The sequence below is a fragment of the Paenibacillus sp. 2RAB27 genome (assembly GCF_052115445.1).
Classification (GTDB): Bacteria; Bacillota; Bacilli; order Paenibacillales; family NBRC-103111; genus Paenibacillus_E.
On record NZ_JBFRGR010000032.1, the window covers coordinates 47,535 to 65,895 of the forward strand.

Below are 18,361 nucleotides of genomic sequence, written 5' to 3' on the forward strand. Positions count from 1 at the left end.
TTGTGTGCCGTTTGAGAGGAGGCTCGTTATGAATCGAATTATCCGGAATACCGGCTTTTATTTGCTTATATTTTTGGTTACCGTGGGGATCGTTCATTTCATCAGTACCCAGAATGAACAGAAGGAGTTAATCACTTACGATAAATTCCGACAAGCAGTTGTAAACAAAAATGTAGAGTCCGTAGTGTTAAAGTTCGATGGGTATACCTATTCGATTAAGGGTAAGTATATTAACCCGCCTAATGGCGCGGATAAGAAGAGCTTTGAAACACATGCTCCTTATGAGCCGTTAGTTGTACAAATGATTGAAGCGAACGGCGTACCTTCGGAAGAGTACGGGCCGATGGAACGCGATAGCGTTTGGATTAGCTTTCTTACGTCCATTATTCCATTCGTCATTATCTTCATTTTGTTCTTCTTCTTATTGAATCAAGCGCAAGGCGGCGGCGGTAAAGTAATGAACTTCGGCAAGAGCCGTGCGCGCCTGTATAATGAGGAGAAGAAACGTGTCACATTTGAAGATGTGGCAGGTGCGGATGAAGAGAAGCAAGAATTAATCGAGGTTGTTGAATTCCTTAAGGATCCTCGTAAATTCGCAGCAGTTGGCGCTAGAATTCCTAAGGGTGTTCTATTGAATGGTCCTCCAGGAACAGGTAAAACGCTACTTGCTCGTGCTGTTGCCGGTGAAGCAGGCGTTCCTTTCTTCAGTATCTCCGGTTCTGACTTTGTTGAGATGTTCGTCGGTGTCGGCGCATCCCGTGTTCGTGACTTGTTCGAGAATGCGAAGAAGAATTCACCTTGTATTATCTTTATCGATGAAATCGATGCGGTTGGTCGCCAACGTGGCGCTGGTTTAGGCGGCGGACATGATGAGCGTGAGCAAACACTCAACCAATTGCTTGTTGAAATGGACGGATTTGGCGCGAACGAAGGTATTATCATCGTAGCAGCAACGAACCGCCCTGATATTCTAGACCCTGCCTTATTGCGTCCAGGCCGTTTCGACCGTMAAATCACGGTAGATCGTCCGGATATCAAAGGCCGTGAAGCTGTATTGAAAGTTCATGCGCGTAACAAACCGCTTGCTAAAGATGTGAAGCTAGATTCACTTTCACGTTATACAACTGGGTTTACGGGTGCTGATCTTGAGAACTTGTTGAATGAAGCAGCTTTGATTGCAGCTCGTCGTAACCGTAAAGATATTTCGATGGCGGAAGTTGAAGAAGCCTTTGATCGTATTATCGTAGGTACACAGAAGAAAAGCCGTATCATCTCTGATGCTGAGAAACGTATCGTAGCGTACCACGAAGCGGGTCATGCGATTATCGGTTATCATGCGGAGAATGCGGACATGGTTCACAAGGTTACGATCGTACCTCGCGGACGCGCTGGCGGATATGTGATGATGCTGCCTAAAGAAGGCGAAGATCGCATGATGCAAACGAAGAACGAGCTGCTGGATAAAGTAACTGGACTCTTGGGTGGTCGTGTTTCCGAAGAATTGTTCATCGGAGAAATTGGCACAGGGGCATACAGCGACTTCCAGAAAGCAACGGGAATCGTTCGTCGCATGATTATGGAATACGGGATGAGCGATAAGCTTGGACCGATGCAGTTCGGCAGCTCCCAAGGTCAAGTATTCTTGGGCCGCGATATCGGACACGAGCAGAATTATAGTGATGCGATTGCTTACGAGATCGATCAAGAAATGCAAAGCTTTATTCGTACGTGCTACGAACGTGCACGCACAATTCTTACGGAGCATGCGGATCAGATCCACCTTGTTGCCAAAACATTGCTAGAGAAAGAAACATTGGATAAAGACGAAATCATCGAACTCTTGGAAAAAGGCAAGCTTAACGCTAGCACGGATGAGGAAGATGTTAAGGTTACAATTCAAGGTCAAAGTCAAGCTAGCGAAAGCAATAAGCTGGAATTTGACAAAGACAAAGAAGTTAAAGAGATTAAGCCGGATCAAACAGAAGAGTAAGTTGCAATGCGAACTCGGAAATCCGTTGTACACGTTCAGTGTGCACGGAATTCCGAGTTTTTTCAATGTATTTGCGCATTGACAGGCGATGTGAGAATGTGTAAATTAGTTGTAAATCTCTAATTTTGTTGCTTTTAGATCATACTACTTTTAGATAGACGATTGAGACGATTCTTACGTCCCAGATAGGGGAGGAAGCACCATGGAAGCCTTAGCATTAGAGCGCAAAGCGGAACAAAACCGCGAGCTCAAAGAACGACTGTTGCAATTGAAGAAAGAACGGAATGCCATTATTCTTGCACATTATTATCAGCGTGACGAAGTTCAAGAGGTAGCGGATTTTCGAGGAGATTCCTTTTTGCTTGCTCAGAAGGCGGCACAAACCGATGCGGATGTCATCGTATTCTGTGGTGTTCATTTCATGGGGGAAAGCGCGAAGATTCTTGCACCCAATAAAACCGTAATTATTCCAGACGAACGGGCTGGTTGCCCGATGGCAGATATGGTGAATGTTGAAGGTCTACGTGCCCTTAAACGCCAGCATCCGAATGCCAAAGTCGTTGCTTATATTAATACTTCGGCTGATGTGAAGTCCGAAACCGATATTTGTTGTACTTCTGCGAATGCGATCAATGTCATCAATTCCGTCGATTCAGATGAGATTATCTGGGTACCGGATAAAAATTTGGGTGACTATGTATCAAAATTCACAAGCAAAAAAGTGATCATCTGGGAAGGCTATTGCAACACGCATGATATGCTGACTGTTAAAGATGTAGAAGAAATGAGAGCGCAATATCCGAATGCACAATTCGTTGTTCATCCTGAGTGTCGTCCAGAAGTAGTGAAGCTTGGGGACTTCGTAGGCAGCACGACGGCGATAATTAAATACTGCAAAGAGTCCGACTGCCAAGAGTTTATCGTAGGGACGGAAGATGGAACCGGTTATCAGTTGCGTCTAGATAGCCCGAATAAGAAATTTCATTTTGCTACGAAGTACTTAGTTTGCCCTAATATGAAAGTGAACAACTTGAAGAAAATCGTGAAGTGTCTTGAGACGATGCAACCAGAGATTTATGTACCGGAAGACGTAGCAGATAAAGCGAGATTGTCCTTAGAGCGCATGTTACAAGTTAAGTAGCATGCGCTACTCTCTTGTACGGTGAATAGGTCCCCTCGTAAAGCAAGGCTAGTATCGATCCGATAGGCGAATTGTGGACGAACTGACGTTGCTTTTCGAGGTATTAATGGTGGAGAACAGGTGAAACGTCATGATTCCTAGATATCTCGTAGATGTTGATTTAGATACTATTCCTCATATACATACGGATGTAATTGTTATTGGCGCAGGCATAGCAGGTTTATTCGCGGCGCTCCGTGCCAGCGAGACTAAGAAAGTGCTCATGATAACGAAGAAATCTCTCTTGGATAGCAACACACGCTATGCGCAAGGCGGGATTGCTGCTGTAATCTCAGATGAAGATTCACCGGAATATCACCGTCAAGATACTGTGATTGCAGGTGCAGGACTCTGTTCGACAGAAGCTGTTGATGTTCTTGTGCATGAAGGGCCAGAAGGCGTTCAAGATTTGATTCGAATGGGAACCCAGTTCGATCTAGAGAACGGGGAATTTGCTTTGACGAAGGAAGGAGCGCATAGTCAGCGTCGAATATTGCACTCCAATGGCGATGCGACTGGCGCGGAAATTGTCAGAGCTCTTTCGGAGCGTACGAAGCAAGATCCGAATATTGAAATCTGGGACGACCACTTTGTGATCGACCTGATTACCCAAGACGGCGAATGTTACGGAGCGCTCGTACAGAAACCAAACGGACAGCGTGTGTTTGTGCGTGGCAATGCCACGATCCTTTGCTCCGGTGGCGCGGGACAGCTGTTCCGTTACACAACCAATCCGGACATCGCTACAGGTGATGGGATTGCGATTGCCCACCGCGCGGGCGCACAAATTCAGGATGTGGAATTTATTCAATTCCACCCAACAGCGCTATGCTACCCAGGGGCACCGCGGTTTCTGATCTCCGAAGCGGTGCGGGGAGAAGGCGCCTATTTGCGCAACATCAAAGGAGAGCGCTTCATGGAGCGCTACCATCCACAATTGGAGCTAGCGCCAAGGGATGTTGTTGCACGTGCCATTGTTGATGAGATGGAGAACTGTAAATCAACTTTTGTCTACATTGACATTACACACGAATCCGAAGAATTGATTAAACATCGTTTTCCGACGATATATGAATATTGCCTGAATTATGGACTTGATATGAGTACCGATTGGATCCCGGTTGCCCCGGCAGCGCATTATATGATGGGTGGCGTAAAAACGGATCTATACGGAGAAACCAAAGTTCGTCGCCTATTCGCATGTGGTGAAGTTTCATCTACAGGCGTACATGGTGCAAACCGTTTAGCGAGCAACTCGTTATCGGAAGCCATTGTATTCGGACGTCGAATTATTGAACGTATCCAAGAGTTGCCTGCCTTACAAGGGGATATCCAGATTCGTTCGGCTTCCGAAGCCCCTCGGACGGAGATCGCGAATCAAGCCGTTGTAGAGAAAAAGTTGAAGCTTCAGAAAGTCATGCTCCGCTACGCAGGTCTCAAACGGTCTGCCAAAGGCTTGCAGAAGGGTTATGAGGAATTGGCGAGACAATTGTCGATCTTTGATTCGTTGATGACCAAACGCGAAGAGTATGAGTTTGCTAATTTGCTTAACGTAGCTCTTTTAACAACAACAGCAGCATTAACCCGTGAGGAAAGTCGCGGCGGTCACTATCGAGAAGATTTCCCGGATCGGGATGACTTGGTATGGAGGAAGCATATCGTTTTCCAACGCGGGGAAGATAGGATTGAGGAGTGGATCTAATATGTTAGAAATAAATATGGAATTAGTTCGGAAGCAAATTCGCCTTTGGCTTGAAGAAGATATTGGCACTGGCGATGTCACGACTCTGACAACAATCCCTTTGGAACAAGTATCCAAAGGGATTATCCACGTCAAAGAAGATGGAATCGTTTGTGGGCTTCGCATCGCACAGGAGGTTTTTGCTGTGATCGATGCTTCACTTCATTTTGAAACAAAAGTGGTCGAAGGATCGTCTGTTAATAAAGGGACCATACTAGCTGAAGTGGAAGGCAATACACGAAGTATCTTATTGGGCGAGCGGTTAAGTCTGAATTTGATGCAACGATTGTCGGGGATCGCCACGAAGACGCATGAATTTGTGGTTGCTTTAGAAGGCTTGCCTACCAGACTGGTTGACACACGCAAAACAACGCCTGGACACAGATTGCTTGAGAAATATGCAGTACGCGTTGGTGGTGGTTATAATCATCGTTTCGGACTCTATGATGCGGTTATGATCAAAGATAATCATATCAAAGGCTCTGGTGGTATTACCCAAGCTATTCAAGCAGCTCGTCAGAACATTCCCCACACGATGAAGATCGAGGTGGAAGTTGAGAATTTCGAGCAGCTTCATGAAGCGCTTCAAGCCCATGCGGATATCATCATGTTGGACAATATGGCTCCAGTTCAAATGAAAGAAGCAGTTTCGATAATTAAAAGCAAAGCGCCGCATATTGTAGTAGAAGGGTCAGGTTCGGTCACCCCGCAAACAATTAAAGCAATGGCAGAAACGGGTGTAGACGTGATTTCTGTTGGACGACTGACGTACTCGGTAGCGGCGCTCGATATTTCATTAGATCTGAATGAGCGGAAGGAGACGGCACTATGATTCTCGTTATCGATGTCGGGAATACCAACATTGTGCTCGGCCTCTACCAAGAACGTACGCTCTTGCATCATTGGCGGGTAAGCACGAATCGGTCGGCTACTGTTGATGAGTACGGCATGCAGCTGCACAGTTTGTTCCAACACTCGGGTATTTCCTTTGCGCAAGTAGAGGGTGTCATTATTTCATCTGTCGTGCCCCCGTTGATGAATGCGATGGAAAACCTCTGCTTACACTACTTGAAAAGGGCGCCGTTTATCGTAGGACCAGGGATCAAAACAGGATTGAATGTACGTGTAGACAATCCGAAGGAAGTTGGCGCAGATCGCATCGTGAATGCGGTAGCGGCGTTGGAGCTATATGGGGCTCCGTGTATTATCGTCGATTTCGGGACAGCTACAACGTACGATTACATTGATTCCTCAGGGCAATTAGTGGGATGCGCCATTGCGCCAGGCATTGGAATCTCCACTGAAGCGTTGTATCAGAAAGCGGCGAAGTTGCCCCGCATTGAGCTGGTTAAGCCCAAAAGTGTTGTGGGTCGGAATACCGTTGCTGCGATGCAGGCGGGAATTATTTATGGGTATGTTGGCCAGGTTGATGGGATCGTCGGACGTGTCATTCAAGAGTTTAATGTAAATCCAACAGTTATCGCGACGGGTGGTTTGGCAGAGCTTATTTCCAGTGAGTCTCGGACGATTCAAGTCGTCAACCCATTGCTTACTTTACAAGGTTTGCAAATGATTTATGAGAAAAATGTTTAAGTTGTTTAAGGAAGGACACAGACATGACTGATTATTTAATTCGAGGAACAGCGTTAGATGGACGAGTGCGTGCGTTCGCTGTTCAGACGACTCTTCTAACGGAAGAGCTAAGTCGAAGGCATCAAACGACACCAACAGCGACAGCTGCCTTAGGAAGAACAGCCGCGGCGGCGCTTCTTATAGCTGCAATGCTCAAGGGAGAGGAACATCTCATTGTGCAAGTCAAAGGCGATGGACCGATCGGGCAAATCGTGGTTGATGCGAATGCGAAGGGTGAAGTGCGTGGATACGTAGATAATCCTTTGGTAGACCCGCCGCTCAAAGAGAACGGCAAATTAGATGTTGCTGCTGCCGTGGGCACAGACGGTTTTTTATACATAACGAAAGATCTAGGCATGAAAGAGCCTTATAAAGGAAGCGTTCCTTTAATTTCAGGCGAATTGGCAGAGGATTTCACGTATTATTTTGCTAAGTCGGAACAAACACCTTCGGCAGTTGCACTTGGCGTTTTGGTGAATACGGACCATACGATCCTTGCTTCTGGGGGATTTGTGATTCAGTTGCTTCCTGGTTTAACGAATAGTGAAATTGATGAGATTGAAGCCATGTTGGGCCAAATCCCGACATTCACGAACATGTTAGGCGGAGGATTGAATTTAGAAGAAATTTTACAAACCGTACTCCCCTCTTTCCGTAAACTTGACGAGATGGACGTCATGTTCCGCTGCAAATGCAGTCGGGAGAAAGTGGAGTCTACACTGATTTCGCTGGGCAAAAAAGAACTTCAAGAAATGCTGGAAGAAGAGGGAGTTGCCGAAGTCGTTTGTCATTTCTGTAATGAAGCTTACCGGTATGAAGGGGAAGATTTACAACGGATGATTGATAGGCAATCATGGTAATCTGCTTGATTTAGCTAGTGAATACAGATGCAAGCAGCAATATGGAAGTAAAAGAGGGAAATAGGATGCGCAATGTAAAGCGATTGTGGGGAGTCATCATCGCGATGGCGATATGTATTCTCGTGCTCGCCTCCTTGCTGATCAGTCATGCCATCAACCAATCAGAGCCAAGACAATCACCGGAGCCAGAACAGCAGGGTGAGAAGAAGCATACACGAGTTATCGCCAAAATTGGAAATCGTGAAATTACCATGGATGAGCTCGAATTAGCGCTAACACGCCATTATGGCCCAGAGCAGCTAAGTCAAATGCTGGATCGTGAAGTAATTCGCTTAGAGGGAAATGAGTCGGGGATTCAGGTAGAGAGTGCGGAAATCAATCGTGAGCTGAAAAGGATGCAGCAAGGGTACGAAAGTGAACAGCAATTTTATGACTCCATGCAAAGTCAATTGGGGATGTCTGAGCAGGAAATCCAAGAGGATGTATCGAATAAGTTGTTACTTGAGAAGCTAGCAACGGCATCCATTCACATCACTGATACTCAGGTTGATACATACATAAAGACCCATGCAGATGAGTTTAAACAAGAAACAGAATACAACATTGGGCAGATCATTGTATCCACGAAGGAACAAGCGACGAAAGTCATTGCGGAACTAGCCAAAGGCGGGAACTTTGGGATTCTTGCCAGAGATCGATCCATTGATGATGCCACCAATAACACGGGTGGTGATTTGGGTTGGATTGAAGGGGATGATCCTTTTGTGGAGGCTCCGATCCTAGAGGCAGCGAAACTGTTGAAGGTTGGCGAAGTTAGTAAGCCCATCCCTGTTTTACAAGGATTTGCCGTCGTATTACTTAAGAGTAGGCGGGACAAAAAGAATCCGGATCTGGTGTTCATTCGGGAGAGTGTACGCAGGGAGCTTGCGTTGCAACAAGCACCTCCATTGAAAGAGTTTGTCGCGCAGCTACGGGGTAAATGGCAGGTAAGTGTGTTGGATCCAACACTCCGATAAGGGATTGTGAGAAATGGGTTGACAACCTGTAAGTGCATTGTTAAGATTAATATAATTAATACMGACTAATTAACTCGGAAATCATGCAAACTTAATCTGGAGGGGAAATATTATGGCAAGATTAGTACAGAGCATTACGGATTTGATTGGAGATACACCACTAGTTCGTTTGAACCGTGTTGTTCCAGAAGGCAGTGCAGAGGTTTATGTGAAACTAGAGTACCAAAATCCAGGTGCTAGTGTAAAAGACCGTATTGCCATCTCCATGATCGAAGTTGCCGAGCAAGAAGGCAAATTGAAACCAGGTGACACAATTGTAGAACCAACGAGTGGTAACACTGGAATCGGGATTGCCATGGTGGCAGCAGCTAAAGGATATAAAGCTATCCTAGTTATGCCAGAAACAATGTCATTGGAGCGACGTAACCTGCTTCGCGCTTACGGTGCACAGCTCGTTCTAACTCCTGGAGCAGAAGGCATGAAGGGTGCAATTAAACGTGCGGAAGAACTTCAAGCAGAGAATCCTACCTACTTCATTCCACAACAATTTAAGAACCAAGCGAATGTGAAGGTTCACCGTGAAACGACAGGACCTGAAATCGTGGAAGCGATCAACGCACATGATGGGAAACTGGATGCTTTCATTTCCGGTATCGGTACAGGTGGTACAATCACAGGTGCAGGTGGCGTTTTGAAAGAAAACTTCCCGAACATCAAAATTTACGCAATTGAACCTGCGGCATCCCCAGTTCTTTCCGGCGGTAAGCCAGGTCCTCATAAAATTCAAGGTATCGGCGCAGGTTTTGTTCCAGATATTTTGAACACGAATGTGTACGATGAAATTATTGCTGTTGAGAACGAAGATGCGTTCGAAACTTCACGCCGTGTTGCCAAAGAAGAAGGTATTCTTGGCGGAATCTCCTCCGGTGCAGCGATTTTCGCAGCATTGAAGGTTGCTAAAGAGTTAGGCGCTGGCAAACGTGTCGTTGCTGTCGTTCCAAGTAACGGTGAGCGTTACCTTTCCACGCCTTTGTACCAATTCGAAGAGCAATAAGGTCCAAACACATGCAAAGAGATCGAGCCTTCAGCTATTACAGCTGGGGCTTTTTTTCTTTATAGGGTTGGAGTATACTAATGGACAACGAATTAACGGATTTTAAGGAGCACAAGTATGATTTTAACTACAGTGGAACAATGGCAGGAGTGGTCTTCTAGCTACAACATGCTGCCGTATGTAATCAAATTAGGCTTAGCCGATGATCGGATTGCCTCGTGGGAAGACGCATGGAAAGAAGCTTCGCCCGATTCCTTCGTGCTTGAAAGTGGAAAAGGCGGACGTTATACGCACTTTGGGCTGCATCCCTTTTCGACTGTGCGGGGTACAGGCTTGGAAGCAGAAATCAAAGGTCACACGGCCTCAACGGTATCACATCTGAAGGGGAAGCCGCTCGACATCGTCAAGCAGTGGATGTCATCTTATCGTAGTCCGAAAGTCCAAGGTGCGCCCAAATTTGTCGGTGGCTGCGTAGGCTATTGGAGCTACGATGTGATTCGCACCATTGAGAAACTGCCAGAACAAGCACAAGATGATCTGCCGATCCCTGATTACTGCTTTGCCATGTATGATCAGGTGTGGACGTTGGATCACACGGAGAAGAGCCTGTATATCGCTGTGCACATGCCATGCACAACAACCACAGACCTCAGCGAGCTCTACGCGCAGGCGCACGCTAGCGCCGAAGCCATGCTCGTTCGCTGGCACGCGATCCGCGCTGGCAACTGGTCGGGCACACCGCTGAGCGGTGCCGACCAACCCGCGATGGCGCGCGAGCTGCTGGACATCGACGTCGAAAGCATCGCAGGCATCCAGCCTGCCTTCGACAAAGCCGCGTTCATGGCTGCGGTGGAGCGCATCCAAGCCTACATCTCCCAAGGTGACGTGTTCCAAGTCAACTTGTCGGTTAGACAGAGTCGGCAGCTGCGCACGACGCCGGAGGAGATTTACGAGGCGCTGCGCGTCGTAAATCCTTCGCCCTACATGGGCTTGCTGCGATTCGCAGGCTTCGCCCTTGTTTCCGGCTCGCCGGAGCTGCTCGTACAGCTCGAGGACGGCGTCCTGCGGACGCGTCCGATCGCTGGCACGCGCCCGCGCGGCAAGGACGAACAGGATGACCTGCGCCTAGCCGGCGAGCTCATCCACAACGACAAAGAGCGTGCCGAGCACGTCATGCTGGTCGATCTCGAGCGCAACGACATGGGCCGCATCTCGCGATATGGTTCCGTCCATGTGAAAGACTTCATGGTCATCGAATACTACTCCCATGTGATGCACATCGTCTCCGAAGTTGTCAGCGAATTGGCAGAGGGGAAGGACGCCTATGATGTCATTGCGGCAACCTTTCCGGGTGGTACCATTACAGGCGCACCGAAGATTCGCTGCATGGAAATCATTGAAGAACTAGAGCCAGTACGTCGTGGTCCTTACACAGGTTCGATGGGATGGATTGACTATAATGGCAATATGGAATTTAATATTATTATACGCACGTTAGTAGCGGTTGACGGGATGGGGCATATTCAAGCAGGAGCGGGGATCGTTATAGATTCCATTCCAGAGCGTGAATACATCGAATCCTTGAACAAAGCCAAAGCGATGTGGAAAGCAATTGAGTATAGCGAGCGGAGCATGAGCCGAGCTTAAGCCCGAGTGGGCTGAGACGAAAGGGGAGCTTAGAATGATTTTAGTGATTGATAATTATGATTCGTTTACGTACAACCTTGTTCAGTATTTGGGAGAGATTGGCGAGGAAGTCATCGTTCGTCGTAATGACGAAATTGATTTGGCAGGGGTCGAGGCGTTGGCGCCGGACCATATCTTAATATCTCCAGGTCCTTGCACGCCGAATGAAGCTGGAATTAGCTTATCACTGATTGACCATTTTAAAGGGATCATCCCGATTTTCGGCGTTTGCCTCGGACATCAATCCATTGGCCAAGCTTTTGGCGGCGATGTGATTCGCGCAGAGCGCTTGATGCACGGTAAAACATCTGAGATTTTCCACGACGGTAAAACCTTATTCGAAGGACTTCCGTCACCTTTCATCGCGACACGTTATCATTCTTTGATTGTCAAAAGAGAAACATTGCCCGATTGCCTAGAAATCAGCGCACAAACAGCTGAAGGTGAAATCATGGCTTTGCGTCATAAAGAGTATCCGATTGAAGGGGTGCAATTCCACCCAGAATCGATCATCACCCAGCATGGACATCAAATGCTGCGTAATTTTCTTCGCCGCACAGCGAAGTCAGGGGTTTAACTAACGTATGATCATCTCCATCAATGGTATCTTAACCGAAGAAACACAAGCCGTGGTCTCAGTATACGATCACGGTTTTCTTTACGGGATCGGTTTGTTCGAGACATTTCGAACCTACAACCGCAAACCGTTCCTGCTAGCTGAACATATTCGTCGTTTAACGGACGGGTGTCAGGAGCTGGGCATCGTTTACGAGCCTAACTTAGAGAAGCTGACAAGCCTCATCGAAGAGTTGCTCCAAGCTAATCATCTCGAAGAAGCATATATTCGCTATACCGTCTCTGCCGGCGTCGAGGCATTAGGTCTTCCTTCCGGCGACTATGCGAAGCCATCAGAAATCATCTACATCAAGCCATTGCCTCCTAGGGATGAAAAAACCTACCTTCATGGCAAAGCGCTGCAACTACTCAAGCTGCCTCGCAATACACCGGAAGGCATGTATCGGTTTAAGTCCTTTCATTATATGAACAACATTTTGGCTCGAAGAGAACTAGGGCAATACGCATGGGCTACAGGGGCGGAGGGGCTTATGCTTTCGGAAGATGGCTATGTGGCGGAAGGGATTGTCAGCAATCTCTTTTTCGTCAAAAATGATACCCTCTACACCCCATCGCTCGATACGGGTATCTTGCCGGGCATTACAAGAGCGCATGTGCTCGATCTCGCACAGCAGCTTCAACTTCCTACACAGGACGGTTTGTACCGTTGGGAAGATCTCGTAGAAGCAGAAGAAGTGATTCTCGTGAATTCAATTCAAGAAATCGTTCCTGTCACCACTTTGTATACTCCGAGTGGACAAGCCTACACTGTAGGAACTGGATTTCCGGGTACTACAACTCGCCAACTTATTCAACGCTACGCAATGTCACAGTAACGAACAGGAAGTGAATCCTTAAATGAATGTGTTATCCTGTAGAGGACACGAACTGCCCATCGGTGATCGTACGATCATTATGGGCATATTAAACGTAACGCCAGATTCCTTTTCGGATGGCGGCAGCTACCGACAAGTTGAAGATGCGGTTCGCAAAGCCCATCAAATGGTTGCGGAAGGCGCAGACATCATCGACATTGGTGGAGAATCCACACGGCCAGGTGCAGCGATTGTTACGCCTGACGAGGAACTGCAACGTGTAATTCCTGTTGTTGAGGCGATTCGCCGTGAAATCAGCATCGCTATTTCAATTGATACCTACAAAGCGGAGGTAGCCAGACAAGCGCTAGAGGCAGGAGCCCACATCATCAATGATGTTTGGGGCGGTCAAGCGGATGCCGACATGGCAGCCGTGGTTGCGCAATACGATTGTCCATTTATCATCACTCATAATCGGAGAAGCTCGGAATATGTCGAATTTCTCCCAGAAGTGATCGGAGATCTACGTCAATATACAGAACAGGCGATTCATGCGGGCGTTAAGCCAGAGCATATCATTCTTGATCCCGGCATTGGATTTGCGAAATCCTACGAGCAAAATCTCTATCTAATGAACAACCTGCGTCCGATCGTGGATATGGGATATCCAGTTCTTTTAGGCACATCGCGCAAAAGCGTCATCGGACTCACCCTAGGGCTGCCTCCCGAGGAGCGGCTCGATGGAACGGCAGCAACTGTCGTACTTGGCATTGCACAAGGGTGCGGAATCGTTAGAGTCCACGATATTCAAGCCATCAAACGGTTAGCCGTTATGACGGATGCCATGTTGCGCAGTAAACTTTAAGTTATCTATATCGTTATTTCAACCCTGGAGGCCTCCCCTATGGACAAAATCATCCTTACCCGCATGCAATTTTTTGGTAATCACGGTGTGTTTCCTGAAGAAAACACGTTGGGCCAACGCTTCTACGTCGATGTAGAGCTGATGCTCCCTTTAGATAAAGCTGGAAAGACCGATGACTTGACGGAAACGGTTCATTATGGCGAAGCTTTTTTCCTGATCAAAGAGATCGTGGAAGGGCGTACGTACAAATTAATCGAGGCATTAGCAGAAAATATTGCATCCGAGCTCCTGCATACTTATACTAGTATCAATGAAGTGACGGTTCGGGTCATTAAGCCGCATCCGCCCTTCGCCGTTATTTTTGACGGTGTTACCATAGAGATTAACCGAAAGCGGGCATTGGAATGACAGCCGAAGATCGAGAACGCACGATTGCTTACGTCGCATTAGGCTCCAATATTGATAAGCGTGAACATTATTTGCAGGGTGCTATCGCAGCGCTGAATGAGGAATCGGGGATAACGGTGACGGGGCAGTCCAGCATCTATGAAACCGAGCCTGTGGGCTATGTGGATCAATCTGCTTTTCTAAATATGGTTATTCAAATTGATACGGACTTATCGCCTGAAGCGTTATTAGTTACCTTGCTAGCCATTGAGAAGCGTTTGGGTCGGACACGTGACTTACGTTGGGGACCCCGAACAATTGATTTGGATTTGCTCTTGTATGGTGACCACCAGCTTACAACCCCCGACTTGATCATTCCGCATCCGCGGATGCATGAGCGGGCTTTTGTATTAGTGCCCCTCTCTGAGGTTCTCTACGCGCGGCAGGACGCTCTATTTGAATCTATCTCTGCACACTTGGAGAAACTGGAAGGAAAGGAAGGCGTCATCCTATGGAAAAAAGCTCAATAGCACAGCGCATACGCGCTTTTCGTAAGTTAAAAGGCTATACGCAGAGTGAGTTGGCCGATTTGTTAGGCGTATCGATTGCCATTCTAGGGGCGATTGAACGTGGAACACGCAAGCCAGACAATAAAATGATTCATAATATCTCGCAAGTTCTTAATATTGAACCCGAGGAATTAGTAGCAGTAGTTGTGAAATGAGAGGAGTGGAATCTTCGGTGCTGAAAATAGGAAATGTCGAAGCTCCCAATAGAGTTGTATTAGCCCCAATGGCGGGCGTTTGTAATCCAGCGTTTCGATTAATCGCCAAAGAGTTTGGTACAGGCTTAGTTTGCGCGGAAATGGTTAGTGATAAAGCGATCGTTCACGGTAATGCGCGTTCGATGGAAATGTTATATGTCGATGATCGTGAAAAGCCATTGAGTCTTCAGATTTTTGGCGGCGACACGGAGACGTTAGTTCAAGCGGCTAGAATTGTTGACCAACATACGAATGCCGATATTATTGATATCAACATGGGGTGCCCTGTTCCCAAAATCACGAAATGTGATGCGGGCGCTAGATGGTTGCTCCAACCAGATAAGATCGAAGCTATGATCGCGACAGTCGTTGCCGCTGTAAGTAAACCTGTTACGGTGAAGATGCGTATTGGTTGGGATTCGGAACATATTTATGCTGTCGAAAATGCGAAAGCTGTCGAAAGAGGCGGCGGCAGTGCCGTTAGTGTTCATGGGCGTACGCGCGAGCAGTTGTACACGGGCAAAGCTGATTGGGATATCATCCGTGAGGTGAAGCAAGCTCTTTCGATTCCGGTTATCGGTAACGGTGATGTCGTCACACCGGAGGATGCCAAGCGCATGCTGGATCAAACGGGTGTAGATGGTGTAATGATTGGACGTGGTGCGCTAGGCAACCCGTGGATGTTGTATCGTACCGTGCAATACCTGGCTAATGGTGAACTACCGCCGGAACCGTCGGCAGAAGAGAAAATCCGCATCGCGATTTTGCATATGGATCGATTAATTGCCCTCAAGGGTGAACATGTTGCCGTGAAGGAAATGCGCAAACACATGGCTTGGTACCTCAAAGGTATGACAGGAGCAGCCCGTGTGAAAGATATCATCATGGAGACAGAGAAGCGGGATGAAATGGTTCGTACATTGGACGCATATGTTGAACATCTTGCAACGAGTTCCGTGTCTGGGACAGCCGAAGAATCAGCTGTGCTGCATTAAAAAGAAGCAGTGATGGTTGACATTGACATTTTGAAACCGTTGCAATATAATCAGTCAATATTAATGTGTTCCTGCATATATTGAAAGACTAACGAGTAAGCAACTTATTATGAAACGTGAATTCATACTACTTGAATCAGCTCTATAAAGACCTAACTCCTAGCAGGAAGCATCGATTCAACGATATGAAAATCTTTCACATGACGGGAGATCAGTTGGCAATGGCTGAAAAAGAGGTCATTCTTACACCAGTAGGGCTACGGAAATTAGAGGATGAGCTTGAGCATCTGAAATCCGTGAAACGCCGTGAAGTTGCGGAAAGAATTAAGGTCGCCATCGGTTATGGCGATATTAGTGAGAACTCCGAGTACGAAGATGCGAAGAATGAGCAAGCCTTTATTGAAGGAAGAATCATTACTTTAGAAAAAATGCTGCGCAATGCGCGGATTATTAATAACGATGATGTCGATATTAACACGGTTAGTGTTGGATCGATTGTTACGCTGAAAGACTTGGAATATGGTGACTTGGTAGAATACAACATTGTAGGTTCGGCTGAATCCGATCCGTTGCAGAATAAGATTTCGAATGAAAGCCCTGTGGGTAGAGCTATTCTAGGCAAGCAAAAGGGCACCAACGTTGATGTTGTAGTACCTGCTGGCGTCATTCAGTATCAAATTATTGATATTAAAAAGTAGCGTGCAGCCGCAAGCCTTTTGGAAAGCTTCCGTCAGGAAGCTTTTTTCCGTTCACAGCCCTAAACTAATTCGTAGGAGATGAAAAGCATGAGTCAGGAACTGGAATTAAATGAATTGCTCGTTATTAGGCGCAACAAATTGGACGAGCTTCGCGGTCTTGGTGTCGATCCTTTCGGCGGCAAGTTTGTAAGGACGCATACAGCAGGGGATATTCTTTCGGCTTATCAAGAGATGAGCAAAGAGGATATAGATGAAGCGAACGTTGAGGTTCGTATTGCAGGGCGTATTATGCAGAAGAGAAGTATGGGTAAAGCTAGCTTCGCACATCTGCAAGACATCACAGGGAAAATTCAAATCTACGTGCGTGAAGATGCGCTGGAGGCGAATATTTATAAAGCTTTTGATATTCTCGATCTAGGCGATATGGTAGGGGTGGAAGGTGTTGTTTTCAAAACGAAAACAGGTGAAACCTCTATTAAAGTGAAATCACTTGAAGTATTGACGAAATCTTTGCTTCCGTTGCCGGATAAATTCCATGGCCTTAGTGATGTTGAGTTGCGCTATCGTCAACGTTACGTGGATCTGATTATGAACCAAGATGTTCAGAAGACGTTTATTCTTCGTTCCAAAATCATTCAATCCATGCGCCGTTATTTAGATTCCTTGGGCTATTTGGAAGTGGAGACACCAACACTGCATTCTATCGCGGGTGGCGCTTCTGCACGTCCTTTTAACACGCACCACAATGCGTTGGATATGCAGCTTCATATGCGTATTGCTATTGAGCTTCATTTGAAGCGTCTTATTGTTGGCGGACTGGAGAAAGTGTACGAAATCGGCCGCGTATACCGCAATGAGGGGATCTCTACGCGTCATAACCCAGAGTTTACGATGATTGAGTTGTACGAGGCTTATGCGGACTACAAAGATATCATGAAGTTGACAGAAGAGCTTGTTGCTCATATCGCGCAAGAGGTTCTTGGTCAGACGACGATTCCTTATGGAGAGCATGAGGTTGATTTAGCTGTAGGTTGGAGACGTGTCTCTATGGTTGATGCGATCAAAGAAGTCACGGGCGTAGACTTTAGCGTTCATATGACGAACGAGCAAGCGCATGGTTTGGCCAAAGAGCACAAGGTGTCTGTTGAGCCGCATATGACATTTGGTCACATTGTGAACCAATTCTTCGAGACGTTTGTAGAAGAGACGTTGATTCAACCTACGTTCATCTATGGGCATCCATTAGAGATTTCTCCGCTTGCCAAAAAGAACCCCGAGGATCCGCGCTTTACGGATCGCTTTGAGCTCTTTATCGTGGCGCGCGAGCATGCGAATGCTTTTACAGAGCTTAATGATCCAATCGATCAAAGAGAACGTTTTGAGGCGCAGCTGCGCGAAAAAGATCTGGGCAATGATGAAGCGCATGAAATGGATGAAGATTTCATCCGTGCACTTGAGTATGGTATGCCGCCAACGGGTGGCTTAGGTATAGGAATTGACCGTTTGGTCATGCTATTGACGAATGCACCATCGATCCGTGATGTCTTATTATTCCCGTTGATGCGTGAACGCCAAGGTGAGTAATTTGTTTGTTTAGAGGCGCCATTCGGTGCCTCTAATTTTTTTGAAATTAGGACTTGCAAAGTGTATGCGGTCTGTGGTATCTTATAAAAGTTGCCGCTGAGGACAAAACGAGAAACACAAGAAACACAACAAAAAACAACTCGAAATTAAGAGTTGCAAATAAAAACTCAGTGTGGTATATTGGTCTTCCGGCTTTCGAAAGAGAGCGGGTTGGACAAGAGTGATTGATCTTTGAAAACTGAACAACGAGTGAGTAAGCACAGTCGAGTAATCGACTATAAAAGAGATTGCAAAATCTCGCTAGCTTCAAATGAGCAAGTCATCTTTCTACTATGGAGAGTTTGATCCTGGCTCAGGACGAACGCTGGCGGCGTGCCTAATACATGCAAGTCGAGCGGGTTTATCCTTCGGGRTAAGCTAGCGGCGGACGGGTGAGTAACACGTAGGTAACCTGCCTTTAAGACTGGGATAACTATCGGA

18 protein-coding genes and 1 rRNA gene are annotated in these 18,361 nt (G+C 46.8%); all 19 read left to right on the forward strand.

Annotated elements, in window-relative coordinates:
• Positions 1 to 28: 28 nt before the first annotated feature.
• The gene (gene ftsH / locus AB4114_RS28765) at positions 29 to 1,990 is read left to right on the forward strand and encodes an ATP-dependent zinc metalloprotease FtsH (RefSeq protein ID WP_441991529.1); all 1,962 of its coding nucleotides are present in this window, start codon (positions 29 to 31) and stop codon (positions 1,988 to 1,990) included.
• 202 nt (positions 1,991 to 2,192) lie between these two features.
• Positions 2,193 to 3,131 (forward strand): quinolinate synthase NadA, encoded by a 939-nt coding sequence (gene nadA / locus AB4114_RS28770; RefSeq protein WP_056617922.1) that lies wholly within the window; start codon positions 2,193 to 2,195, stop codon positions 3,129 to 3,131.
• Positions 3,132 to 3,261: 130 nt separating this feature from the next.
• Positions 3,262 to 4,872: an L-aspartate oxidase gene (gene nadB / locus AB4114_RS28775; RefSeq protein ID WP_441991530.1), complete on the forward strand. Its 1,611-nt coding sequence runs from the start codon at positions 3,262 to 3,264 to the stop codon at positions 4,870 to 4,872.
• A gap of 1 nt (position 4,873) precedes the next feature.
• Entirely contained in the window at positions 4,874 to 5,743 is an 870-nt protein-coding gene (nadC, locus tag AB4114_RS28780) for a carboxylating nicotinate-nucleotide diphosphorylase (RefSeq protein ID WP_441991531.1), read from the forward strand.
• On the forward strand, positions 5,740 to 6,504 hold the full coding sequence (locus AB4114_RS28785) for a type III pantothenate kinase (RefSeq protein WP_056617913.1): 765 nt from the start codon (positions 5,740 to 5,742) through the stop codon (positions 6,502 to 6,504). The genes nadC and AB4114_RS28785 overlap by 4 nt, the downstream gene beginning before the upstream one ends.
• A gap of 23 nt (positions 6,505 to 6,527) precedes the next feature.
• Positions 6,528 to 7,403: an Hsp33 family molecular chaperone HslO gene (gene hslO, locus AB4114_RS28790; protein ID WP_441991532.1), complete on the forward strand. Its 876-nt coding sequence runs from the start codon at positions 6,528 to 6,530 to the stop codon at positions 7,401 to 7,403.
• Positions 7,404 to 7,468: 65 nt separating this feature from the next.
• Positions 7,469 to 8,419, forward strand: coding sequence for a peptidyl-prolyl cis-trans isomerase (locus AB4114_RS28795; RefSeq protein WP_441991533.1), 951 nt, complete (start codon positions 7,469 to 7,471; stop codon positions 8,417 to 8,419).
• Positions 8,420 to 8,531: 112 nt separating this feature from the next.
• The gene (cysK, locus tag AB4114_RS28800; protein WP_171629503.1) at positions 8,532 to 9,473 is read left to right on the forward strand and encodes a cysteine synthase A; all 942 of its coding nucleotides are present in this window, start codon (positions 8,532 to 8,534) and stop codon (positions 9,471 to 9,473) included.
• 117 nt (positions 9,474 to 9,590) lie between these two features.
• On the forward strand, positions 9,591 to 11,120 hold the full coding sequence (locus AB4114_RS28805) for an anthranilate synthase component I family protein (RefSeq protein ID WP_441991534.1): 1,530 nt from the start codon (positions 9,591 to 9,593) through the stop codon (positions 11,118 to 11,120).
• A gap of 34 nt (positions 11,121 to 11,154) precedes the next feature.
• A complete protein-coding gene (gene pabA, locus AB4114_RS28810) occupies positions 11,155 to 11,736 on the forward strand; it encodes an aminodeoxychorismate/anthranilate synthase component II (RefSeq protein WP_441991535.1) in 582 nt (193 codons plus the stop codon).
• A gap of 7 nt (positions 11,737 to 11,743) precedes the next feature.
• Positions 11,744 to 12,610, forward strand: a complete 867-nt coding sequence (gene pabC / locus AB4114_RS28815) for an aminodeoxychorismate lyase (protein WP_441991536.1) — start codon at positions 11,744 to 11,746, stop codon at positions 12,608 to 12,610.
• A gap of 22 nt (positions 12,611 to 12,632) precedes the next feature.
• Positions 12,633 to 13,454 carry a dihydropteroate synthase gene (gene folP / locus AB4114_RS28820; protein ID WP_441991537.1) on the forward strand — a complete coding sequence of 274 codons (822 nt, stop codon included), beginning with the start codon at positions 12,633 to 12,635 and terminating at the stop codon, positions 13,452 to 13,454.
• Between the two features lie 39 nt (positions 13,455 to 13,493).
• Complete coding sequence (folB, locus tag AB4114_RS28825) at positions 13,494 to 13,862, forward strand: dihydroneopterin aldolase (protein WP_236292809.1); 369 nt, start codon at positions 13,494 to 13,496, stop codon at positions 13,860 to 13,862.
• Entirely contained in the window at positions 13,859 to 14,371 is a 513-nt protein-coding gene (gene folK, locus AB4114_RS28830; RefSeq protein ID WP_441991538.1) for a 2-amino-4-hydroxy-6-hydroxymethyldihydropteridine diphosphokinase, read from the forward strand. Before folB ends, folK begins: the two co-directional genes overlap by 4 nt.
• On the forward strand, positions 14,353 to 14,565 hold the full coding sequence (locus tag AB4114_RS28835) for a helix-turn-helix domain-containing protein (protein ID WP_056617884.1): 213 nt from the start codon (positions 14,353 to 14,355) through the stop codon (positions 14,563 to 14,565). Before folK ends, AB4114_RS28835 begins: the two co-directional genes overlap by 19 nt.
• A gap of 17 nt (positions 14,566 to 14,582) precedes the next feature.
• On the forward strand, positions 14,583 to 15,599 hold the full coding sequence (dusB, locus tag AB4114_RS28840; protein ID WP_441991539.1) for a tRNA dihydrouridine synthase DusB: 1,017 nt from the start codon (positions 14,583 to 14,585) through the stop codon (positions 15,597 to 15,599).
• A 221-nt stretch (positions 15,600 to 15,820) separates the two neighbouring features.
• Positions 15,821 to 16,297 (forward strand): transcription elongation factor GreA, encoded by a 477-nt coding sequence (gene greA, locus AB4114_RS28845; protein WP_056617876.1) that lies wholly within the window; start codon positions 15,821 to 15,823, stop codon positions 16,295 to 16,297.
• Positions 16,298 to 16,384: 87 nt separating this feature from the next.
• Positions 16,385 to 17,881: a lysine--tRNA ligase gene (gene lysS, locus AB4114_RS28850; RefSeq protein ID WP_441991540.1), complete on the forward strand. Its 1,497-nt coding sequence runs from the start codon at positions 16,385 to 16,387 to the stop codon at positions 17,879 to 17,881.
• A 329-nt stretch (positions 17,882 to 18,210) separates the two neighbouring features.
• Positions 18,211 to 18,361, forward strand: a 16S ribosomal RNA gene (locus tag AB4114_RS28855); the annotation flags it as partial.

What these genes read in the sequence shown, in the direction of transcription:
- nadA (WP_056617922.1), top strand. Translation starts at nt 2,193, where the DNA reads ATGGAAGCCTTAGCATTAGAGCGCAAAGCGGAACAAAACCGCGAGCTC.
- nadB (WP_441991530.1), top strand. Translation starts at nt 3,262, where the DNA reads ATGATTCCTAGATATCTCGTAGATGTTGATTTAGATACTATTCCTCAT.
- nadC (WP_441991531.1), top strand. Translation starts at nt 4,874, where the DNA reads ATGTTAGAAATAAATATGGAATTAGTTCGGAAGCAAATTCGCCTTTGG.
- AB4114_RS28785 (WP_056617913.1), top strand. Translation starts at nt 5,740, where the DNA reads ATGATTCTCGTTATCGATGTCGGGAATACCAACATTGTGCTCGGCCTC.
- hslO (WP_441991532.1), top strand. Translation starts at nt 6,528, where the DNA reads ATGACTGATTATTTAATTCGAGGAACAGCGTTAGATGGACGAGTGCGT.
- AB4114_RS28795 (WP_441991533.1), top strand. Translation starts at nt 7,469, where the DNA reads ATGCGCAATGTAAAGCGATTGTGGGGAGTCATCATCGCGATGGCGATA.
- cysK (WP_171629503.1), top strand. Translation starts at nt 8,532, where the DNA reads ATGGCAAGATTAGTACAGAGCATTACGGATTTGATTGGAGATACACCA.
- AB4114_RS28805 (WP_441991534.1), top strand. Translation starts at nt 9,591, where the DNA reads ATGATTTTAACTACAGTGGAACAATGGCAGGAGTGGTCTTCTAGCTAC.
- pabA (WP_441991535.1), top strand. Translation starts at nt 11,155, where the DNA reads ATGATTTTAGTGATTGATAATTATGATTCGTTTACGTACAACCTTGTT.
- pabC (WP_441991536.1), top strand. Translation starts at nt 11,744, where the DNA reads ATGATCATCTCCATCAATGGTATCTTAACCGAAGAAACACAAGCCGTG.
- folP (WP_441991537.1), top strand. Translation starts at nt 12,633, where the DNA reads ATGAATGTGTTATCCTGTAGAGGACACGAACTGCCCATCGGTGATCGT.
- folB (WP_236292809.1), top strand. Translation starts at nt 13,494, where the DNA reads ATGGACAAAATCATCCTTACCCGCATGCAATTTTTTGGTAATCACGGT.
- folK (WP_441991538.1), top strand. Translation starts at nt 13,859, where the DNA reads ATGACAGCCGAAGATCGAGAACGCACGATTGCTTACGTCGCATTAGGC.
- AB4114_RS28835 (WP_056617884.1), top strand. Translation starts at nt 14,353, where the DNA reads ATGGAAAAAAGCTCAATAGCACAGCGCATACGCGCTTTTCGTAAGTTA.
- greA (WP_056617876.1), top strand. Translation starts at nt 15,821, where the DNA reads ATGGCTGAAAAAGAGGTCATTCTTACACCAGTAGGGCTACGGAAATTA.
- lysS (WP_441991540.1), top strand. Translation starts at nt 16,385, where the DNA reads ATGAGTCAGGAACTGGAATTAAATGAATTGCTCGTTATTAGGCGCAAC.